The 19,823-nt window shown below is 54.9% G+C and carries 26 protein-coding genes and 2 pseudogenes; 6 read left to right on the top strand and 22 right to left on the bottom strand.

Going from position 1 to position 19,823, the window contains the following annotated elements:
• Nucleotides 1-264 precede the first annotated feature (264 nt).
• The 7 genes from CU100_RS09870 to CU100_RS09840 form a co-directional block, all read right to left on the bottom strand.
• On the bottom strand, nt 265-549 hold the full coding sequence (locus CU100_RS09870; RefSeq protein WP_106716420.1) for a copper-binding protein: 285 nt from the start codon (nt 547-549) through the stop codon (nt 265-267).
• 39 nt (nt 550-588) lie between these two features.
• A complete protein-coding gene (locus CU100_RS09865; protein ID WP_245418984.1) occupies nt 589-1,071 on the bottom strand; it encodes a cupredoxin domain-containing protein in 483 nt (160 codons plus the stop codon).
• Nucleotides 1,072-1,105: 34 nt separating this feature from the next.
• Complete coding sequence (locus tag CU100_RS09860) at nt 1,106-2,467, bottom strand: multicopper oxidase family protein (RefSeq protein ID WP_106717205.1); 1,362 nt, start codon at nt 2,465-2,467, stop codon at nt 1,106-1,108.
• Between the two features lie 14 nt (nt 2,468-2,481).
• Nucleotides 2,482-3,936: a TolC family protein gene (locus CU100_RS09855; protein WP_106716419.1), complete on the bottom strand. Its 1,455-nt coding sequence runs from the start codon at nt 3,934-3,936 to the stop codon at nt 2,482-2,484.
• A complete protein-coding gene (locus tag CU100_RS09850) occupies nt 3,933-4,163 on the bottom strand; it encodes a hypothetical protein (protein WP_106716418.1) in 231 nt (76 codons plus the stop codon). Before CU100_RS09850 ends, CU100_RS09855 begins: the two co-directional genes overlap by 4 nt.
• Nucleotides 4,164-4,243: 80 nt before the next feature.
• Nucleotides 4,244-4,672, bottom strand: coding sequence for a hypothetical protein (locus CU100_RS09845; protein WP_106716417.1), 429 nt, complete (start codon nt 4,670-4,672; stop codon nt 4,244-4,246).
• A 215-nt stretch (nt 4,673-4,887) separates the two neighbouring features.
• Nucleotides 4,888-5,115: a hypothetical protein gene (locus tag CU100_RS09840; protein WP_106716416.1), complete on the bottom strand. Its 228-nt coding sequence runs from the start codon at nt 5,113-5,115 to the stop codon at nt 4,888-4,890.
• Between CU100_RS09840 and CU100_RS09835 the strand changes: the two are divergent.
• From CU100_RS09835 to CU100_RS09825, 3 genes and pseudogenes are all read left to right on the top strand, one after another.
• A pseudogene (locus CU100_RS09835) lies at nt 5,074-5,591 on the top strand (ATP-dependent DNA ligase); the annotation flags it as partial. The gene CU100_RS09840 and the pseudogene CU100_RS09835 sit on opposite strands and share 42 nt — an antisense overlap.
• The gene (locus tag CU100_RS09830) at nt 5,584-5,772 is read left to right on the top strand and encodes a DUF3606 domain-containing protein (RefSeq protein WP_106716415.1); all 189 of its coding nucleotides are present in this window, start codon (nt 5,584-5,586) and stop codon (nt 5,770-5,772) included. The pseudogene CU100_RS09835 and the gene CU100_RS09830, both read left to right, overlap by 8 nt.
• 145 nt (nt 5,773-5,917) lie before the next feature.
• Nucleotides 5,918-6,520 (top strand): hypothetical protein, encoded by a 603-nt coding sequence (locus CU100_RS09825; protein ID WP_106716414.1) that lies wholly within the window; start codon nt 5,918-5,920, stop codon nt 6,518-6,520.
• A 188-nt stretch (nt 6,521-6,708) separates the two neighbouring features.
• On the opposite strand, the pseudogene CU100_RS09820 reads toward CU100_RS09825, so the two are convergent.
• Nucleotides 6,709-7,793, bottom strand: a pseudogene (locus CU100_RS09820) (extracellular catalytic domain type 1 short-chain-length polyhydroxyalkanoate depolymerase).
• 260 nt (nt 7,794-8,053) lie between these two features.
• On the opposite strand from CU100_RS09820, the gene CU100_RS09815 reads away from it, so the two are divergent.
• Complete coding sequence (locus tag CU100_RS09815) at nt 8,054-8,305, top strand: hypothetical protein (protein WP_106716413.1); 252 nt, start codon at nt 8,054-8,056, stop codon at nt 8,303-8,305.
• A 4-nt stretch (nt 8,306-8,309) separates the two neighbouring features.
• Here the strand turns inward: CU100_RS09815 and CU100_RS09810 are convergent, their stop codons facing one another.
• Both CU100_RS09810 and CU100_RS09805 read right to left on the bottom strand, forming a co-directional pair.
• A complete protein-coding gene (locus CU100_RS09810; protein ID WP_106716412.1) occupies nt 8,310-8,576 on the bottom strand; it encodes a DUF982 domain-containing protein in 267 nt (88 codons plus the stop codon).
• Between the two features lie 60 nt (nt 8,577-8,636).
• A complete protein-coding gene (locus CU100_RS09805; RefSeq protein WP_106716411.1) occupies nt 8,637-9,371 on the bottom strand; it encodes a Crp/Fnr family transcriptional regulator in 735 nt (244 codons plus the stop codon).
• A 478-nt stretch (nt 9,372-9,849) separates the two neighbouring features.
• On the opposite strand from CU100_RS09805, the gene CU100_RS26820 reads away from it, so the two are divergent.
• The gene (locus CU100_RS26820) at nt 9,850-10,164 is read left to right on the top strand and encodes a hypothetical protein (protein WP_170113772.1); all 315 of its coding nucleotides are present in this window, start codon (nt 9,850-9,852) and stop codon (nt 10,162-10,164) included.
• 349 nt (nt 10,165-10,513) lie between these two features.
• The gene (locus tag CU100_RS09790) at nt 10,514-10,726 is read left to right on the top strand and encodes a hypothetical protein (RefSeq protein WP_106716409.1); all 213 of its coding nucleotides are present in this window, start codon (nt 10,514-10,516) and stop codon (nt 10,724-10,726) included.
• 667 nt (nt 10,727-11,393) lie between these two features.
• Here the strand turns inward: CU100_RS09790 and CU100_RS09785 are convergent.
• From CU100_RS09785 to CU100_RS09725, 12 genes are all read right to left on the bottom strand, one after another.
• Entirely contained in the window at nt 11,394-12,047 is a 654-nt protein-coding gene (locus CU100_RS09785; RefSeq protein ID WP_146141827.1) for a hypothetical protein, read from the bottom strand.
• Nucleotides 12,048-12,315: 268 nt separating this feature from the next.
• Entirely contained in the window at nt 12,316-12,750 is a 435-nt protein-coding gene (locus CU100_RS09775; protein ID WP_106716406.1) for a hypothetical protein, read from the bottom strand.
• Nucleotides 12,747-13,226 (bottom strand): lysozyme, encoded by a 480-nt coding sequence (locus CU100_RS09770; RefSeq protein ID WP_106716405.1) that lies wholly within the window; start codon nt 13,224-13,226, stop codon nt 12,747-12,749. Before CU100_RS09770 ends, CU100_RS09775 begins: the two co-directional genes overlap by 4 nt.
• Complete coding sequence (locus CU100_RS09765) at nt 13,216-13,437, bottom strand: DUF7940 domain-containing protein (RefSeq protein ID WP_106716404.1); 222 nt, start codon at nt 13,435-13,437, stop codon at nt 13,216-13,218. Before CU100_RS09765 ends, CU100_RS09770 begins: the two co-directional genes overlap by 11 nt.
• 146 nt (nt 13,438-13,583) lie before the next feature.
• Complete coding sequence (locus tag CU100_RS09760) at nt 13,584-15,503, bottom strand: acyltransferase family protein (RefSeq protein ID WP_106716403.1); 1,920 nt, start codon at nt 15,501-15,503, stop codon at nt 13,584-13,586.
• A 99-nt stretch (nt 15,504-15,602) separates the two neighbouring features.
• Nucleotides 15,603-15,989 carry a hypothetical protein gene (locus CU100_RS09755; protein ID WP_245418983.1) on the bottom strand — a complete coding sequence of 129 codons (387 nt, stop codon included), beginning with the start codon at nt 15,987-15,989 and terminating at the stop codon, nt 15,603-15,605.
• Nucleotides 15,990-15,998: 9 nt separating this feature from the next.
• Nucleotides 15,999-17,660 carry a hypothetical protein gene (locus CU100_RS26815; RefSeq protein WP_106716402.1) on the bottom strand — a complete coding sequence of 554 codons (1,662 nt, stop codon included), beginning with the start codon at nt 17,658-17,660 and terminating at the stop codon, nt 15,999-16,001.
• A gap of 55 nt (nt 17,661-17,715) precedes the next feature.
• Nucleotides 17,716-18,057: a hypothetical protein gene (locus CU100_RS09745; RefSeq protein ID WP_106716401.1), complete on the bottom strand. Its 342-nt coding sequence runs from the start codon at nt 18,055-18,057 to the stop codon at nt 17,716-17,718.
• A complete protein-coding gene (locus CU100_RS09740; RefSeq protein WP_106716400.1) occupies nt 18,054-18,557 on the bottom strand; it encodes a hypothetical protein in 504 nt (167 codons plus the stop codon). The genes CU100_RS09745 and CU100_RS09740 overlap by 4 nt, the downstream gene beginning before the upstream one ends.
• The gene (locus tag CU100_RS09735; protein ID WP_106716399.1) at nt 18,558-19,001 is read right to left on the bottom strand and encodes a hypothetical protein; all 444 of its coding nucleotides are present in this window, start codon (nt 18,999-19,001) and stop codon (nt 18,558-18,560) included.
• A 10-nt stretch (nt 19,002-19,011) separates the two neighbouring features.
• The gene (locus tag CU100_RS09730) at nt 19,012-19,362 is read right to left on the bottom strand and encodes a hypothetical protein (protein WP_146141826.1); all 351 of its coding nucleotides are present in this window, start codon (nt 19,360-19,362) and stop codon (nt 19,012-19,014) included.
• 41 nt (nt 19,363-19,403) lie between these two features.
• Nucleotides 19,404-19,817, bottom strand: coding sequence for a hypothetical protein (locus CU100_RS09725; RefSeq protein ID WP_106716397.1), 414 nt, complete (start codon nt 19,815-19,817; stop codon nt 19,404-19,406).
• Nucleotides 19,818-19,823: the final 6 nt, after the last annotated feature.

Here is a 19,823-nt window from a genome sequence, read left to right as displayed (position 1 = left end):
CGACAACAATGACCACCAGTCATAGGGCTGCCATCAATAGCTACGACCAGCAGAATGACAGGCCTCATACTGCTCGGAGGGTGACCAGCAGCAAGCGCAAGACGAAGGCAGCCCCAAGGTTACTATTTTTGCATGCAGCTAAACCGAACCGCAGGTGAGATTGCTATCAGCGATGTTGCCACGACGTGCAAAATCCCAGCTTCAGGGCCAGGGATTCCCAACACCGGCCCGCTTTTTGAGATGCGGATGCCGGGTGGTGACAACTTACTTGATGTCAATAACGGTGAGCTTGCCATTCACCTTCTCTGCTACAAACTCTATCGTTTGACCCTTTTTGGCCTTTGAAAGCAGTGCTTCGTCGCTGATGACGAAAACCATGGTCATTGCCGGCATTTCGAGTTTCTTCAGTTCCTCATGCTTGATGGTGATCTTCTTTTGTTTCAGATCAATCTTCTTGACTTCGCCTTTGGTGAATTCGGCTGCCATTGATGCTGTCGAAATGGCAGCTGCAGCAACGGCGATCAATGCAATTTTTATGACGAACTTCATATCCGTTTCCTTCGTTCATGTTTGATTTGGGAGTGGGGGTTATGGAGCGACGGTAATTTCGCCCTTCATGCCAGACTCGTAATGACCGGGAAGGAGGCAAGCGAAGCCAAAATCACCGGCCTTGGCGAAAGTCCAGATGATTTCGCCGCTGCCTCCGGCGGCAAGGCGGATGGAGTTGGGGTCGGCATGTTCCATCTCCGGGAACTTCTGCATGAGAGCCTTGTGCTCCTGAATGCCTTCGTGGCGGTCCATGACGAACTCATGGTCGGTTTCCCCCATGTTGTTGAACTTGAGGCGAATGGTTTCTCCCTTTTTGACCTTCAATACCGACGGCTCGAATACCATCGAGCCGTCGTCTTTCTCCTTCATTGAGATGACGACGGTACGTTTTATCGCTGCCTTGGTGCCGGGCTTGCCGATTTCCATGACATCATGGCCTCCGGCGTGATTGCCGGCAGCGAATGCGGGAGTGACGGCAATTGCCGCCATCAAGGCGAATACCAATTTCAATTCAATCATCATGCTTCGGTCTCCGTGTGGTTGTTGATGCAGTTCCTCATCCTTTGTGCCGTTGGGAGTGCTTGGTGGCGTCGGGAGTTTGAGTTTCAGGCCCAGCAGCTTTTTCGGGAGTTGGCAGATCACCAGTCCACTCGTAGGCAACAGTACCTTTCGGGTGCTGATACCATCCCGGGTCCGCGTAATCTTTGGCAGAGATGCCCTCACGGACCTTGACGACAGAGAACATGCCGCCCATCTCGATCGGACCGAACTGACCCGTCCCCGTCATCATCGGGATCGTATTGTCGGGCAGAGGCATTTCCATCTCGCCCATGTCCGCCATGCCGCGGTTCCCCATCGGCATATATTCCGGCTGCACCTTGCGAATCTTGTCGGCGAGTTTTGATTTGTCGACGCCGATGAACGTCGGCACGTCGTGCCCCATCGCGTTCATGGTGTGGTGTGACTTGTGGCAGTGGATGGCCCAGTCGCCCGCATAAGCCGCATCGAATTCATAGGCTCGCATGGCACCGACCGGGATGTCGATCGATACTTCCGGCCATCGGGCTTCGGGGCGGACCCACCCTCCGTCCGTACAGGTGACCTCGAAATCATATCCGTGCATGTGGATCGGATGATTGGTCATCGTGAGGTTGCCGACACGCACCCGTACCCGGTCATTCATCGACACCACCAGGGGATCGATCGCCGGGAATATCCGGCTGTTCCAGCTCCAGATGTTGAAATCGGTCATTTCCATGACGCGGGGAACGTAAGAGCCGGGGTCGATATCGTAGGCATTAAGCAGGAACACGAAGTCCCGGTCGACGCGCATGTATTTCGGGTCTTTTGGATGAATGACGAAGAAACCCATCATGCCCATGGCCATCTGCACCATCTCGTCGGCGTGCGGGTGGTACATGAAGGTGCCGCTCTTCACGAGATCGAACTCGTAGACGAAGGTCTTCCCTGACGGGATGCCTGGCTGGGTCAGTCCGACTACACCATCCATGCCGGATGGAAGGATCATCCCATGCCAGTGCACGCTCGTGTGTTCCGGCAGCTTGTTGGTCACGAAAACCCGGACGCGGTCGCCTTCGACGGCTTCAATCGTGGGACCTGGTGACTGGCCGTTATAGCCCCATAGATAACCCGTCATGCCGGGCGCGAACTCCCGCTCCACGGGTTCCGCCACCAGATGGAACTCCTTCACGCCGTTGTTCATGCGGTGCGGCAAGGTCCAGCCGTTGATGGTGGCGACGGGTTGATAATCCGGACCCGAAACCGGAAACAGCGGCGGCTGGGTTTCGGGCGCTTCCATCGTCGGAGCATCGGGCAGGCCCATGGCCGAAGTCTTGGTCCAAGCGGTGGCACCTGCAAGAACAGCACCCGCGCCCAATAGTTGGCGTCTTGATAGCATTATCGGTTCCTTGTTCATTCTTCACCTGTCTCTGCTTCGGCAGAAGCGACTTCGGTTTCGCCGCCACCGCCAGACGAACCACCACCGTAAATGGCGGTCCCGAGGTTGACTTCGGCAAGATAGAATTCGCGTTTGGCGTTTAGGGCGAGGATATTGGAGCTGATCTTGGCGCGGGTGTCGGCCAGAAGTTCGAAGGTATTCGTGATCATGCCATTATAGGTGAGCACCGACTCTTCTTCGATTTTTGCCCTGAGCGGCAGGACGCTGCTGCGGTAATGGCGGGCAATGTCATAGTTGGAACGATAGGCCTGGTAAGCGGAACGTACCTCAGACCGGGCGTTCACAGCTTTTTCGGCCAGAAGGTTTGCCGCCCGCATGTACGAGAGCTCGGCCTTCCGCATGCGCGCCTTTCCGGTGTCGAAGATCGGGATCGTGAATTCCAGTTCGGCGGCACCGGAAACCACGTCCCTCTTTTCGCCTTCTTCCTCTTCGCGCTCGACTTCGACGCCGCCCATTAGCTGGAGATCACTGACGTAGCGGGTGGCGTTGGTGAGACCGTACGATTTCGCGGTTGCTTCAAGTTCAAGTTTCGCCACATCAAGATCGACCCGGTTGCGGAGCGCTTCCGCCTCGATGCCCGATTTGTTCCTCGGTCCCTTCGGCAACGCGGGGAGCGCGTTGGGGATGCTGTAGTCCACGTCCTGCCCCCACAACCCCATTAGGCGGGTCAGCTCTTCCTTGGCGAGCCTTGCATTCAGACGCGCTTTTGCAGTTTCGCCCGCAAGCTCGGCATTGAATACGTGTTCTCGCGCTTGCCCGGATTTGGAAAACGCTCCGGTTTCTCCGAGTTTTTGCGCAAGTTCCGATGCAGCATCGGCCGCCACTTGTGAACGGTTGAGATAGGAAACCGTTTCCCACGCCGACACGGCATTGATCCAGGCTCGCCGCGTGTCGGCAGCAATCCGCAGGGTCTCCTCCGCCGCCTTCAATTGCGCTTGGCGGAAACGTGCATCGGCTACGCCGACGCGTCTGGATTGTGTCATCAATGCAAGGATGTTGCCCGTAATCGCCGTTTCGATGATGCGGCCGATGCCGATGGAGCTATAACTGACGGAAGCGGTCGGATTGACGGGCATTGTTTCCTGCCAGACGTCAGCGGCTGACAGTCCCACCTCGGCGTAGGCCGCCTGCAGTCCCCGATTGTTCAGCAACGCCACCTGAACAGCCGTATCGGGGCCGATGGTCTTCTTGTAGACGAGACTGCGAGTCCGATCCGCAAGCGCCCGAGTTTCTGCCTGTGATTGTGCCCAGACCGCCTGTTTGCCAATCGCGCCCGAAGTCCGGGCTTGAACCTTGCTGAACCCGGCGGCGGGATCTGAAACATCGGGCCTGGTGCCCGACGTCACACAGCCCGAGACCACCAGAGACGCTGCGACAGCGACGATGTTTTTCAAAGTCGGCCACCTCACGAATCTTCTCCCTTCGGAGCAAGATCTTCGTTGAGCTGTCTCCAGTTCTTCGGATCGACGGGCTCGCGGTGCTGATAAGAACCCAACACCGATCGATAGTTGACTGATGCAGTGCCAAATGACGGGTTGGCGGCTGGCTCGGCGGCCATATCAGCAAGCCGTGGTGTTGCAGCGCATCCAGCGCCAACCAGCGCCGATGCCACCGCAAGTAATGCAGCGATTTTCATGCTCAAACCTGAATTGAACGAGGTCTTGAAGCCGCGCGAACAGACGTTGGCGCAGAGTTCACCGTCGACAGACGGAAGGGTCAGATCAGGTGTTTGGGGGGGCGAGACTGATCGTCGTAGGCGCTCGATGTGAGGACACGATGCGAAACAGGCTCGAAACTGCGCTTGGGCTGAAGCAATGGCCGAAAATAGCTCTGAGCAGATGCGGCAAGCGGTGAACAATAAACTTCACAGTCCGTGTCTGCGGAAGGATGATTGGGTGAATGCTTTTCGACAGACAAGCCGGATTTCGAGACTGCAGGTTCATCTATATCTGCAAAATGATGTCCAACGGCATGAGAATGCCCGTCCATTCGCGTTTGATCAGAGCTATATGCTTGCAAAATATCTGCACTGTTTTGCGCGTAGGCCGCAAACTGCATTGAGGTCATGATAAGCAATGTGAGAGCAAGCAGAACCTTAAACGGCGCTGAACGGCTACCCAAAAAGTGGATTATGAACCTCTGCATTATGCCTTTCCACTAGGGTTCGGGGAATTTGTCAATGCAAAAATTATTGCAGAACGGACGCTACGAGCCATCGCCAGCCTTCTCCGTACCGGACGCGATCCTCTCGACTCCTGAAGCGTCCGAGCTTTGTCAAGCCGCGTCGCAGGGCGTAAAACGCAGAAAAGCGCCGCACTATCCCTACGGACGGTACGCTTGGTTGACTTATAACTAAGGTTTCAGGGTGGTGGCAGTGATTGTCGTCGGTCTCTCTCTATCGCTCCGGCCAGCACCTGCATGTTCAGCTCGCGCTGTCCAAAGAACCCGGATTGCGTCTGCTTGATCTCATCGATCTGACGCTGGAGGTTTTGGTTTGCTGCCGTTCGTGCTTCGCGATCGGCCGCGAGCTGCGCATCGTATGAAATGCCCTCCTCTATGCCTTCGACCTTCTGTATTTCGACGGTCACGACCTGACCGGCACCGAGCTATCGACGCGCCGACACCTGCTGAACAGTCTTCTAGAGAATGCAGATGGCGCGATCCGGTTGTCGGAAGAGATCGAGGGAGATGGCGAGGCCTTGCTGAAGCATGCGTGCAAGCTCGGGCTTGAAGGCATTATCGCCAAGGACAGAAACAAGATATACCGCTCCGGCCGTTGGGGCGACTGGCTCAAGATCAAATGCAACACGAGCGAGAGCTTTGCCGTCATCGGTTATGAGCCTTCAATCAAGGTGCGCGGCTCGATCGCCAGCCTGTTGCTGGCAGCCAGTAAGCACCAGTCAAAGGCAAAACACTCGTCTTCACGGAACCAAGACTCGTTGCCGAAGTTACGTTCGGCGCACATGACGGCAAGCTCCGACACACGTCCTTCAAGGGACTGCGGGAAGTCGCCGACCATGCGAAGGTGTTTGATCTAACTGCCAAGGAGGAAGGCGATGGCTGACGACAAGACCAAACGAGGTGCACGCGACCGCAGCACGGTTGCCGCAGAAGAGAAATACGAGGTTAATTACCTGATGCAAGCGCTGAAGCTTGGCCGTGACGACGCGGAGCAGCTCATTCTCAAATACAACGGCAACCGGCAAAGGATCGAGCAAGAGGTTTCCAAGCGCAAACACCGATAAGATTTCAAGGATCGGGAGCAATGGGAACCCTGACGGCGTGCCGGCAACAGCATCAACCGGACGCTCTACGCGTGGCGGGGCACCGCGCCCACTTTCGGATGGTTTCAAGTGCCGGAACAATCAATCCTGCACCCAAGGTGCAGCTATGCCGGTAGTTGTGGCTGAAGACCCGAGGGACTTTTTTGTGTGGGTACCGCCGGAAAACCCTTTGGTTCAACACAACCTTGTGCGCGTTGGTTGTTTCATCGGCGGACCGCTGGATCCTGCTGACGACGACCCATCAAAGCTACCGTACCAGCCAAACCCCATAAAGCATGAAATCATGCTGACACCCTTCCATACGAATGTAATGAAGCATTATGCGATTGAGTATGAGCTCGATGTGCATCGTTGGCACAGGGACAGAAATCTCCCTTCAAGGCTTCACGCGCTATATCTGCTCAATTCTGAATATGACGCGGAGCAGTACGCCAGATCTCACCCCGAACACGTTCGAGGAAGGATATTGAAGGTTGGCAGAACGGCCGGAAAATATCGATTTTCACTGCATGACACATCTTGGATCGATTTTCTTCGTTTGGACCACAGTCTGGATCGGGAAACCTTTGGGTCAATCTGCGACCATTATTGGTCGGGCACGACAGTAGCTAACCGAAAACTTCAATCCAGAGGACAGCCTTGGACTGCGGAGCCGTCGCTCGAGGTATTGTTCTATGGCCAGATCGATTTCCCCGATAGAAAGCTCTAGGCAAGCCGCGGCAAGTTCGTAAAAAGCGCCACGCAAGATTTCCCGCTGATGATCTCCCAGACTGCCACTCCCGCAGTCGGCACCGACTGCTGACGACAAGTTCTACCACATTCGGTCCTGAAAGATCGTTCATCTGACCCGCGCCTACCGGTTGAACGGCAACTAGGTGCGCTGGAAATTATCTCACACTATTTCATCAGACCTGCGGCTCGCAGTGCATATTCTATGGTTTCCGCGGAGCGACTTTTCACGGGTGGAATTTGGGAAGCCAACTCGCTTGTTTGTTGAGGCTCGGGCACTTCCGTCGTTTCTCGCTCCATATCCAGCAGACGCCAAGTCTTGGCGATGTGCCAAGTTGACGAAATATTCGCGTCAAGCATGAAGGGTTGAGCTCTTCCGCAACTGTTTGGCCCCGAGACGCTGATAGGCGTTCCGTGTCCCATCCCCGCTATCGTATACGCGTCGATAGCAATGGTCCCGTTGCTATCCCTCCACTGGCGAAGAGTGTGACCATCGACGATCCTGACCACCGGTCTTTCGGCAATCGCATGTACGCAATGCCACTGCGCAATGATTGCCTCCATGTTGACGGGCACAACGGTTTTACTGCGTTCCCGTGCCAAACAGATACAGAGGGCCAAGGTCCCTTATGATCGGAGGCCTGTCTGACACGGTCTGCAAGTGTCTTACTATCTTCCAGACCGTGTCCTCGCATGCGATCGAAAGCTTCGGGAATGGTTGATGCAGTTCCGTAGGGCAATCCGGCGATGATCGCACCCGCTTTGAATGTTTCGGGGTAGGTAGCCAGCATGGCCGAGGTCATAGCGCCCCCCGCGGACAAGCCGGTGATAAAAGTCCTCTGGCTATCCAGCGAGTGTTCCGCAATAACGGTTTCTATCATCTGCCTGATGGACAACACCTCTCCATGACCCCGAGTGGTTTGTGACGGGGAGAACCAGTTGAAGCAAAGGTTGGGATTGTTGACCCGCTGTTGTTCTGGGAAAAGCAAGGCAAATCCAAATCTGTCGGCAAGTGCTGACCAGCCCGAGCCGAGATCATACTCCGCTGCCGTCTGCGTGCAGCCATGGAGGATGACCACGAGCGGAGCATTGGCAGGAAGAACAGCCGGTATATACTTCCACGCGCGTAATCTTCCTGGGTTCAAGCCAAAATCCGGGAGGATACTCAGGCGGGTGTTCGTGCTGATGCGCCCGGAGTCATTGACAAGTTGCTTCACCTTCAGTCGTCGGATCGTGTCGGCGATATTCCTCATCAGACGCTCCTTCGCAATACAACCCCAGTATCAGCTGAAATGCTGCACGTGCGAGAAGGTTGCTGCGTTGCACAAATAAACGGAGACGATTATACGATCAAGGCCGCTGGCAAATCCAAGGCAGCCGCGAGAGAGTGGCGCGGCGCCAATCCGTTGACCAATGAGCAGAAAGCCCAACCACGGGAGAGTGCTCGAAGCTGCCGGGATCGTGAGTGTCACAAAGTTTGTGCTCTCTGCCTTTTCGAATGAGGAGGACTAGGATGTTAGGCATAGTTGATAGTCTCACCTACTCCAACGACGACTGGATGACGATGCAGACAGCCCACATGATGGCCTCTGCAATACTTCAGCGCGATCCGACCACCCACGAGAACGCAGACAGACTTGCCCGGATGGTCATGAAGCTATTCGATCAAGGGCTGCGCGATCCAAAGGAGATCGCCGTTGCTGCGGCAGATCAGGAGACGCTGGTTTCGGCTATCGGCAGCCAGCGGGACAGTATCGCCTGCTAGTGTCCTATGCAGGGGCTCTGCGGTTATCTAAAGGTTTTAGAATTCCCGCCTCGTCAGCTGCATAGACGAAGGCGGTTCTTGCGTCTTCGGCAGACGTGTCCCCGGCAATAGCGCTTTCCAAGGCTTCAAGGGCGATCTGGCGTTTGGGTCCTGTTTCACCCGGCCAACGCTCCAGCATGAACGCGAGAGCTGCAGACACGGAATTGATCACCCGATGCTCTCCCGAGCGCGGACCCAAAATCGAGACATTTAGAAATGCGAGTTCGTCCATTCGCCCCGAACCAGCGACAGTTTGAAAGGTTGCTGTCCTCTGGCGGACAGAGCTATCCTTTCACGAGCCGCAGGTCAGGCCCGCATTTGCCCGGGCCATGATCCTCTCGTATTCTTTCTCCGCCATGCCATAAAAGCCCTTCGCCGCAGCGATCAAACCGGCTCGGTCAAGTATGTGCACATTTCCGCGCGTGGACCGGATCAAACGCTTGCCCTCAAGCACGTGCAGCGTCTCGGTAACCCATGGCCGGTGCATCGCAAGCATCACCGCCATGAACTTGTGAGTGACCGAAATATTCGAGCCGGCGCTGCGGTCGTGCAGCATCAGCAGCCACCTGGCAAGCCGCGTCTCGGCATCGGCTACGCCATTGACCAAAGCCGTCGAGGCCGCCTGGACGATCATGGTTTGCACGTAACTCAGCAGTCTGGTCTCCAGAGTGCGGCTCTGCTTCAACGCCGCTACAAGGACGCATGCTGGCAGGGCATAACCGAAACCCGCACATCGAATATAGATGTCGAGCGGAGCCGTTTCTCCTTGCAACACCAGCGCCGTACCGGTCATTCCCTCAAGGCCGCTCAAGCCGACCTCCACATCTTCACCAGCTGGGCTGCTCGCAACCGTTGACGCGATGGCAGAGTCAAGGAAGACCGCACAGCTTATAGGCTGGCTCGCGCGTTCGAGATATTCTTTTAGTGCAAAATTACGTTGTTGCAGGTGTGGGCTCAACAGAGCGAAATCAGTAGTGGTAAGTCCATTGAGTAATTTGTTGGTAGTCGCCGTTTGTCGAATGGTCATGAAAAACTTTCCACCAGGCAATATGGACCCGGTGCTTCAGGACCGAACATCGATCCTGGGACATGTCGCAGTCATTGGAATACGTTATCGCCACAGAAAGGTCGGACAATATAATTGAGCTCAATCGTCTTGAGTCGCTTCCCTGAAGCAATCAGTGTACACTGTTTTGCAACTATCTCCTAATGCGTCGTCGAAGAAAGCGTCTGTAAGACCTTTGCCACCACCTCTTGCGCCATCAGTCTGATTGTCCGTCTCGGAATGGATGTTATCTTTTTGGTCCGACCTCCGTCGGCAGGTCCTTGTGAGGGCCAAGAGCCCGATCAGCTGATCACACCCTTCCTGCTGATCGGGCTTTTTGTGACATAGGCGGAAATGCGCACCATCTGGCGATATCATTTGAGGTGCGACCATCGGTAGCAAAGTTTATGGATGGGAATATCTTCATCCTCAAGAATGCTTCTTTTCACAGGGTCCCAACATGTCTCAGGAACTGGACCACAAGTTGGACTGTCCGAACTGTAAAACGATCTATTTGAAAATCCCAGAAGACGTAACTGCCTACACGCCTATCCACTGCACCAGCTGCAGCGAGTACCTGGGGTCTTGGAGCGAGCTGGAAGCCGATTTCTTCTCACAAGGGGGGTTGAACGGCGCATTTCGACTGGACAATGGCCAAATCGAAGGGATCGATCAGGATCCGCTTCAGGTGCACGAATTGGCAAACGGGGGCCCGGAACAATTGGCAGCCGCGATAACTGCGTCTGACCTCGAAACAAACGAGGCAGAATCTTAGATATCTCCACCATGCCACGCTAAACGCCGCAATTTCTGGAAAAGCATCAGTGGCAAAGAATAGCTCTCGTATGCGGTAGGTCGAATTTGCCAACCATCACGAGCTGAAAATTGTTCCAACGACAGGGCACTGTCCGCGGGCGGACTTAGAATTGAGGACGGCCGGAACACTTATTTCGCTGCGGCATCAGCGAGGAAAGCCAGTTCCTCGCCACGAGGCCCGACGTTGAAGCAAAGCCCCTTTGATGAGCGTCGGGCCTCATCAATCGTCGCTTTGGACATTCAGCACACTTGATTATGACAGAAGAGTTTGGAATCCCGGTGGTGTCTGCCAACTGAGGAACCGGGCCATGCGTATGCGCGAACTCCAAACGATCCGATATGACGAACGCACGGCCACCTTAAGGTTTTCTGGGCTGAATGCCTTCAAGAAGCCCAAAACTGTGCGGGTGGTGATCGATGATCCCGAGGCATTTCTCAATGCGATCAAGAAAGCCCTCAGCGATCCCGACGGCATACCGATCTCGTTCGAGACTTCACCTGCCGGACAAGCTCAACGATAAAACAGAAGGGCCTCTTCGTTCGGCCCGGTCGAGCTTGTGGAAAAAGTGGCCGAAGCGCCAAAGCAAAAGCGGTACAGTACGCGTCTGCTTCGTCGGCTTCGGCCTAGTGCTGCCATAAGTATTGGGGTGGATGGGCAGGCAGCAACGGAAGAATATCTGTGGAACATCGAAAGCGCAATTAATGCAATATCCTAGAGCGCCTTGGACTTGCGAGATGCAGATTGCTCCCAGCACGCGCAGCTCAAAGCCTTGAGGGAGAACTGTCACCCGGCGCAGCACGCTTCGCTTTCAACCAGGCAGCACGGCAATTACGTTGATGAGCCGGAGCGTGGGCCGCGGGTTGGCAAGCCCTTCCGGTGGCATAAACGAAAGCCGCGACGGCGGGCTTGAGGTTGGTTCTCTATGGTTTTCAGGCGGTCCAGCAGCGGCAAAAACTTGAAGTCCCACCACACGCGGAAACGAAAACGAAGAGCGAACCGGTATTCTGGCCTGAATGCTTCCAGCCTTACCACCTGCCCTGGCTTCTCAGTCATCTCATTTTCCTTGAATTGTCCTCTACTGAACAATTGGGCTAGCAATCGGTTCCGCCAGAAACGCAAAAAGCCCCACCATCCCGAAGGACAGTGGGGCTCATTTGTAAAACGATCATCATATATTCAGTTTCTATTCAAGGGCTGGCGGCACGCCGGTCTCTCTCGATGCGCTCCAGTCTGTCGAGTACCTGCATGTTCAGATCTCGCTGACCGAAGAAGCCAGATTGCGTCTGCTTGATCTCGTCAATCTGACGCTGGAGGTTCTGGCTTGCAGCCATGCGGGCTTCCCGATCGGCCGCGAGCTGCGCATCGTAGGAGAGCCAAACCCGCTCATGCTCCTTGCGTGGTACCTGGTCGTCTTTGATCTTGTCGATATCCTGCTTGATTACGCCGAATTTATCGATGTTCTCATTGCGCGAGATAATCCGGTTGTTCTCATAGGTGTTTTTAAAATCGGTGAATGACCCGAGGGAAACCGCGCTTTCGCTGAATCTGGTGAGCGCCGTCTCAAGCCGCTGCTGGCTCTGCGACTGGGTTGTTTCGATCCGGGAAATGGCAGACCAGACCGGAGCATAGGCCAAACCGCCGATCGTGGTCACGTACGCGAGGATTGCCAACGCTATTGAAACAAGCAGCCCCCAAGGCGTTCTCTGCCGCTCATCGAACTTGGCGACAAACTGCGACAGTTGCTGAGCAAGACCGCTGACACTGGTCTCAATGCCTGTAACCCGTTGCGAGAGTGCCGCGAACCTCGCTTCCTCGCTGAGCATTCCGTTTCCATTTGGCATGTCCATGTTTCCTAGTGCCATTCCCTGCCCGTCTTTCCTGCAACGCTATTGAATCGTCTTGCTGATATTGTCGTAAAAGCCAGCGCATCGGTCTGTGCGACTGTTCTGTCGGTCGAGGGCAAGCCTTTCCCGTTTGAGGACCGATCGCACCTCGGAACCCACGACAAGCGCTGCATGGGCTTCCTTCACCCGGCAATCATCGGGATAGGCAGGCAGAGTGACGCGCGCCTGAGCTGTGCCGGTCTGAGTGGCGGCAGTCCTCAATTGCTTATCGAGACTCGTACATCCGGATATCATCAGCATTGAGATCGCAGTTGCGACCAGCAGAGCGTAGGAGTTTTTCATGGTCTCGAATCCTTGTTTCGGTGTCCGCCGCGATCTGCTCGTCTCTAGCTCGATCGTTCTTGGCAATTTTCTGATAGCTGGAGATGACGAGTTGACCGGCATTGACCTGGCGCTGCAGTTCGGCTGTCTTGGCTTCTGCTGCGGTAGCGCGCGCCTCCGTCACATAGCCCTGTCTAGCCGCGTCCGCAGCTTTTGCTCGCTCGGAAGGCACGCGGCCGGCGATCAGCTCGCGCACAACCGGGACGCGATCGGCAAAGGGTATGTCACGGAGAACCGGCACACCTTCGTAGTAGCCAAGCATCACGAGGAAGATGCAGAGCGGAATGCCGAGCGCACGTAAAATAGCCACGACGGTCATTTCAGTCCCTCAAGGCACATCGCCCTTTCATCTGTTCGGCGCAGAACCAAGCCGCGCACCTTCTTCTTTGCGCCCGCGTTGACGTGAAGCATCAGCGCATTGCATGCGCCGCGTAGATCCCCGAGGTTCGCCAGGCGCGCCATGCTCGATCGGCAGAATGCCCCTACTCCGATGTTGTAAGTTCCGGAGAGAAAGGCGAGATACGACTTGTCAGGAATGGCGTCGGGGTTTTTGAGGCACTTGCGCATGCCCGTCTCGTGGTCGACCAGGCTGTCAACGAGCATCGAATCGCACTGGCCCTTGGTGAACTTCATGCCCTTGTGCATGCCATTGGTCTCGCCATAGCAGCCGGTCCACACACCAATGATGTCCGGATAGCTGTAGAGCTTGAGGCCTTCCTTGCCGCCGACATAGCCGACCGCGACCGCACCAAGAGCTGTGATGCCAACAAGGGCGTTGCGAATTCTACTTTTCATCTGAGATGCCTTTCTGGGCAATGAGCCGGGCAACGAAGGCAAGGCCAACCGTGAGAAAGGTCAGCACAGCAAACAGCCGCGGCGGGACAGGGAGAACGCCGTCGAGTAGCGGCAGGATGGCTTCGATGCCGGACAGCAGACCGGCAAGCAGCATCAGTCGGATGCTCCACGCATAGCGAAGCACCGCGCGCCAGTTACGGACGGGTTTCATTTGTGATTTCCTTGGTGTGAATTATGGGTTCGAGTGCCGGAACATTAAGCCGACGTCAAGGTTTGGTGCGGGTCGGAGAGCTCAACCTTCAGCGCGAGGCTCGTTTCGTCGGGATTGCGGCCCATGAGGCGGGCCTCACCTATCGTTTAGTCCGTCGGAAAGATTTTGTCCGCAAGGGCCTCTCCGTAGTACACGGAGCCTTCCTTCGTTAAGTGCACAATATCGAAATGCAGTGGAATTCCGAAGTAGGAAAGAGGACACTGTTTGTCTTTGCAAACGGTGTTCAGGATCGATACATACGTTGCCATTGAGCTGCCCGCGAAGTGTTTTGCCAAAGCTTCATCGCGACTAAAAATCAGAGATCGCTCAAGGTCATCATCTGATGCAAGATCGATTCCCTTGGTTAGCCTATCGGCAATTATAATTGGCACCGGTCGCTTGAAAAGCGCAGGCGGACCCAACACGACGACCTTGATGTTTTGCGCGTGAAGCCTTGAAAGTGTCTTGTCGAACACTGCCATATCATCCGGCGACGAATTCCATACCCCTCCGATTACAAGTAGATCGGGCTTGGTTTTCATTATTTCTGCGATTGCGAAGTCGTTAAATGCGCCGCAATTTGGTCTCGCCACGACTTCCAAGCCGATTATGGGCGGACAACCTGAAGATGTTATTTGTCCTAATTCATACCCACGCTTGGCGAGTGGTGCCCTTAAGCCCCAGTGAAATTGTGAGATATGGCTATTACCCCACAAGATCACGCTAGGACGCCCCTTTGGGAGGCATTTATCAGCCTTGTAGTCTTTAGCAGTTTGTTCTGGATTCATGAAGCATGTGCCCTTTTGGAACATCTCTTCCGAACCACCGTATTTTAGATAAGCCAGAACGTCATTTACGCTTCCGACAACCCTTCCAGGGAATCCTTGAGCGGCGTTGATACCGGAAAAGACCACTAGAAACGCAGCCAAAGCGCAACCACTGGTAGCTATCAATCTAGACGGAAACCAAAAGTCCTTCCGAAGCCTTACTGGCTGTTCGATGTATCGGTAAGAAAGCCACGCTAAGATGGTTGATGAAGCCACTCCATAGATTAAATATTCCCACCTATTGATGTCGCGAAAAATGTAGATCGCGAACACAGCAATGGGCCAGTGCACCAAATACAGAGAATAAGATATTTTGCCGAAAAACTTCATAGGTCCACTGCCCATAACTCTGGAAACAGAACCCACGGTACTCTCGCATCCCCATATTACTAGGGCTGTTCCTACACAAGGCACCAAAGCAAGCAATCCAGGAAACGGGAACTTAGCAGTTATGAAGAGCATCCCTCCGCAAATGAGGGCGAGACCACCATATGCGGCCACTCGAGCCAAATTTCCAGATGGAAAGGTTCGCCGCGGCAATGCGAGCCAACTCCCGATGAGTATCTCGAAAGCCCTAAATGGGAGTAAATAAAAGGAGGCTGAAGGGCTCAAACTCAACATAATCTGTGACGCGACCACAGATGCTACGATCAGACCGACGATTACGCTGGCCATAGCCCTTGGCCACCATTTGTGTACTGCGAGCACGAGGGCGGGGAAGACGATATAAAATTGCTCCTCAACCCCAAGTGACCAAAGATGCAGCAGTGGTGTCTGGCTGGCGCCAGGCGAGAAGTAGTCGGATGTCGCGTAGAAGTGGATATTCCCAGAAAAAAGGGTAGCGGCAATTAACGATTTGGATAATTCCGCCAGCTCTTGAGGGAACAGAATAAAGTATCCCGCCAAGGCTGTAGATAAAGACACAACGATGAATGCTGGAAGTATTCGGCGCGCCCGTCTTTCGTAAAAGGAATAAAAGGAAAAACGCCTCGACTCCACCTCCTTGTAGATTGATTTCGAGATAAGGAACCCCGAAATCACGAAGAATATATCGACTCCTATGAATCCACCGGGCAGTTCTTCCAAACCAAAATGGAAGAGCACCACACCCAGCACAGCAATGGCCCGCAGGCCATCTATGTGTGGCCTGTAGCTGAATTTCAAACGCGACACATTGCGCACAGAATTGGCGTCAGTCATCCCACCCCACCCCTCTAAGAAGACCCGCTTAACGCAGATCTTAGGATTATGGAATGACTGAAACGCAACTACCGATTGCAAATCGTCAGGCGCGCGCCTTTAAATACGAGAAGCAGCCGTAAAGAACTGATCCACCTGCTCGACAGTGAAACCGAGTGCATCGAAGCCGAGCACCAGCATTTCGTCAGTTCGATTGAACGAACCTGACTCGTTGAAAGCTATCTGGACGAGCTCCGGTTGCGCAGAAATCCATGCGTTTACCTGAGTTGAGAATCCTGCGATCGCCAGTTGCATTTTGAACTGACGACGGGACACGACAGTAGGAATAACGCTCTCAGGAGCTGTGTCCTCCCAAGGCGTGTTCAGTTCGTCCACAAGTGAGGCAAGGGTTTGGCCTTCGCGGCCAATGAACAGAGTACCAGCGGCGTCAATCCATTGGCTGTTCTCACCAGCGACGGTGGTAAATCCCCCGATATTGTATGTCATTATGCATCCTTATGTTGTGGTTCGCGTGCGTATGAAGCAGGTCGACAAGAATATGGGTCCGCCGCGGACGTTCTGCACCTGATATCGGCCTAAGCCTCCTTCGTAGAACACGTTCACCGTTCCGGACGTGTTCGCGACTGTGGTGTATGACGTCCCGGTTTGGCTAACCAACGTCACGACTCCCCCGCCCAGCATAAAGATTGCCACCATGCCATTGTTATTGTCGTGTAAGATGAGTAGCCCGGAACCGGAACTAAAGGTAATTCCTGCGGCGTTGGCGATCAAAACCGAAGCGCTAGCGTCAAGTTGGTAGGTGTTAGTTCCCGCCGTCCGCAGCCCAAGCGCTCCCGTCATGGTGTCGCCGGCCTTGTTCACCGGCGTGTATCCCAGGTCTGCCTGATAGCTGCCTGCTGGCTGATAGCTTCCCCCTACCTGGGCGCCGAGCGTCGTTCTCGCGGTGGCCGCATCGGCATCGTCCAGTAACGTTTTTACGAAAGCCGATATACCCAGCGTTGTTTGTGCTGCCCCCGCATTCGCATCGTCAAGCAATGTCTTGGCGTAGGCAGAAACAACGACTCCGCCATCCTTCAAGAGCTTCCCTGTGGTTCCGCTGAATTCAGCCATGCGGCTATCAACGGATGACGCAGGGCCTGTAACAACATCCGCGACCAGCTTTCCGCCATCCTTAATGAGCTTGCCAGTGGTTGTGTCGAACGCCGCTATGCGACCATCAACAGCCACAGCAGGCCCCACGACATCGCCGGTACCCGAGCCGTCAGTGCCCTTCTTGGCGACAAGCTGCCACCATGTATTTACCTCCGTCGGCAAAGCAGGTGGCGCGTTTCCAGTGGTCGGACCGCGCGCTATCCACGAAGAGCCAAGATATGTAACCTGGTCGTCCAAGACATAAGCCGTGGCTGGATTGTAGGCCCCTTTTATAACTGGACCTCGACCGGCTGGAATGCCGAGGTTCAAAACAGGATCGTCATCCGTTCCGGTAAGGGTTGCGGTAGCCGCTGCGCCAGGCGCTAGCGTTGTCGTCGTGCCGATCGTCAGATCAGGTGTAAGACCAACTGGACCAGTCAGATAGGCAGGATTAGACCAATCAGCGGAAGTTGCCGAGTTCTTGGAATAGATCGCTGAGCGTCCGTCGCCAACGTCTGCAACCAGGACTGAATATCCGGCAACCTGAAGATCAAAGGCCGCCCGGGCCGCAAGGGTATTGACCAGCTTGTTGTACTGCGCACCGTTTGTGAATTCGAGCTTACTTGCCACTCGGAACGTGTTTGCCCCGGTGGCAACAATTAGGTCGTCTACCTCAAACACCAGATTGCCGATAGCCGTCAGAATATCGCTCTCCGCCTGGGCAGCCGCGAGCGACTGAATGATTTCCGAAAGCCGCTGATTATTCGCAAGATTTTGCGAGGCTTCTGACGGCACCAGCCACATCGTGTAGGCAGCGCCGGCGGACGTTGCACCAACCCAATTATCTTTAAGCAGAGCTGCGCCTTCAGCAGAGACGCTTTCGACAAACCCAAAGTTTGAACCGACGAACAGGATCGCTCCCACAGCATGGCGCAGCTGCCAAGCAGTGCCCACGCCTGTTATCACCTTTGAACCATTGGTGACCGTGATTGTGCCGTCCGAATAGAAATAGTCGGATAGTGCCATGGAGAGACCTCAATGGTTGAAACCTGTCTTGCAGGCAGAGAAATGAGAAGGGAGGTTAGTTCTTTGTGGTCAGAACGCGGGCCAGAAGAGCGTCAATCTCTGCGGCGGTGTTGCACGCATCAATGCGGGACTGAAGCGCCTGGCGGCGCTGTTCGACCGAAGCGACGGCATCCAATGATGCGGTGTGGCGAACGATGATTTCGCGGGCTTCCTGATCATCCGTGATGAGAGAGCTTGGCGTACCGGATAGATGCGCAAGAGCTGCTGTGTATTTCGCTGCATAAAGGACGTGCTTGTCACCGAGGATATTGTTGATCAGCGGCACGAAGAACCGGTCAATGGAGGCCCTGCCCCGCAGTCGTTCCTTGTCGATCGACTTGCTGAACGTCATCTTCATTTCGCGACGATCTCCCCATGGAAATCCTGCACCGGCCAGCGGAACTCGATCTTGTAGCGCCCTGGCTCTTCCGCGGTGAAGTCGAGACGTCCGCCCGTTACTTCGTAGGGCTCGCCATCCACGTAGATCGTGACCGGTTCGGGCAGACCGATGATCGGCACGAAGTCTTTTCCATCCGCGCGGATTTGCGTTTTCACCAGCTCCGGTATTTTCGGCCGCTCCGCAAGCTCGCCTCTCTTGTTGTGATAGTGCGTAAAGAGCGAGACGTCCGGATGGCTGTAGCCCGGAACGTGCATGCGGACATTGCCATCGGGATCGAGTTCATATTGGCCGTCTGGGCGAATGACGGGCTCTTCGGGATACGGGATAGGCAAGATTTGGAACCATTCGCCATTCCTCGTATCGCTTTTGATTCTGGCTACGGCTTCCTCTGCGCCGTCGCCAGAAGGCTCGCTTGTGATATGGACAATTCTGCCATCCTTGTTGACTTGGTAAAGCATTCAAAACCCCAATCTGTAATCGAATACAAGATAGTCCACGGCATAATCGAACGCAGAGGACAAACTCGTCATCTGCAGATACATGTGATCCACATAAACATCGACGTCGAAGCGCGTGAAGCTGAAGGCAAAATCGCCATAAGGCTGATGGGAACCGCCGAAACCCTTTTGCGGAACAAAGTTGCCCGGGCGCGACGTTCCGGCTCCCCCATAGAGTGACGTAATGACAAAGGGGACAACCGAGAAAGTCTTGCCGAAAAATACGGTGTGATCGTCATCATCGCCGCCACTGCCGACGCTGCCGGCGTACTGGCCGCGAACGAAGCGGGCCGGTGTCCCTCTGTCCGACGAAAAAAGCAACTGCGCGTCGTTAGCCGTAAGGACGTCGAACCCTTCCCGGGACAGATTGAACACCCCGGCAGAAAGCAAAAGTCGTCTGGTCATTCATTCTTCCTCAAAACGGCTTTGGTGTCTTTGTGATCATGTAATAGCCCGTCGTTTCTCCTGACGGATAATCCGTGACCATAGCGTCCTGAATACGAACGCGACTCGCTCGCCCTGACGTCGCTGAAAGATATTGGAAGACAATTTCATAACGGTCGGAACCAACCATGACGAAGGGGATGAACGACATGGCCGGCCACGAGATAGGTTGCCATACCGGAGCATCAAATTCACCATTGCCATTTATGAAGAACGATCCCGACTGCACGATTTGAAGCTGTTCTTGCTGCGTCGACCACATCATTTGGAACTTGGTCGCGGCGAAGACGTCAATGCCGGGGACAGAGACATACCCGCCCAAGCCGTGCGTCGGATGATTGCCAATAAGAAGCCGCCGGACCATTACAGTGGACCCCGCAATATTACATACCCGCCTATGTAGTCGTTAGCCAGGGAATGGTAGCCGTGGAACCTTAGATAGCTTGTCGTGCATTCGGCGTGCCAGTTAAAACTGTTCGGGCCTGTGTCGTCCGTCGAACCCATCCAGAACTCGCCCGAACTCAACACTCTGAAGACGATGCAAAATGGCGCGGTCGGCAATGTCTCCCCGAAATTGACGTACACTGGTTTAGGGGCAACAACGTTTACAATCCCGGTCCTGTAGACGACGGCCGCATCGTTCCACGAACTGTCAAAGGCCAGGTCCTCCACATTGAGCCCTGCCGACAAAACGTCCTTCAGCGGTTTCGATATACGGATGCGCGGCGCCCCGCCGCCAAGCGTGGGATATGATCCGATAAGTGTGCGAGTTACCATGCTTTA

Source organism: Phyllobacterium endophyticum (assembly GCF_003010935.1).
GTDB classification, from domain to species: Bacteria; Pseudomonadota; Alphaproteobacteria; order Rhizobiales; family Rhizobiaceae; genus Phyllobacterium; species Phyllobacterium endophyticum.
This window is presented reverse-complemented; position numbering and strand designations above follow the sequence as displayed.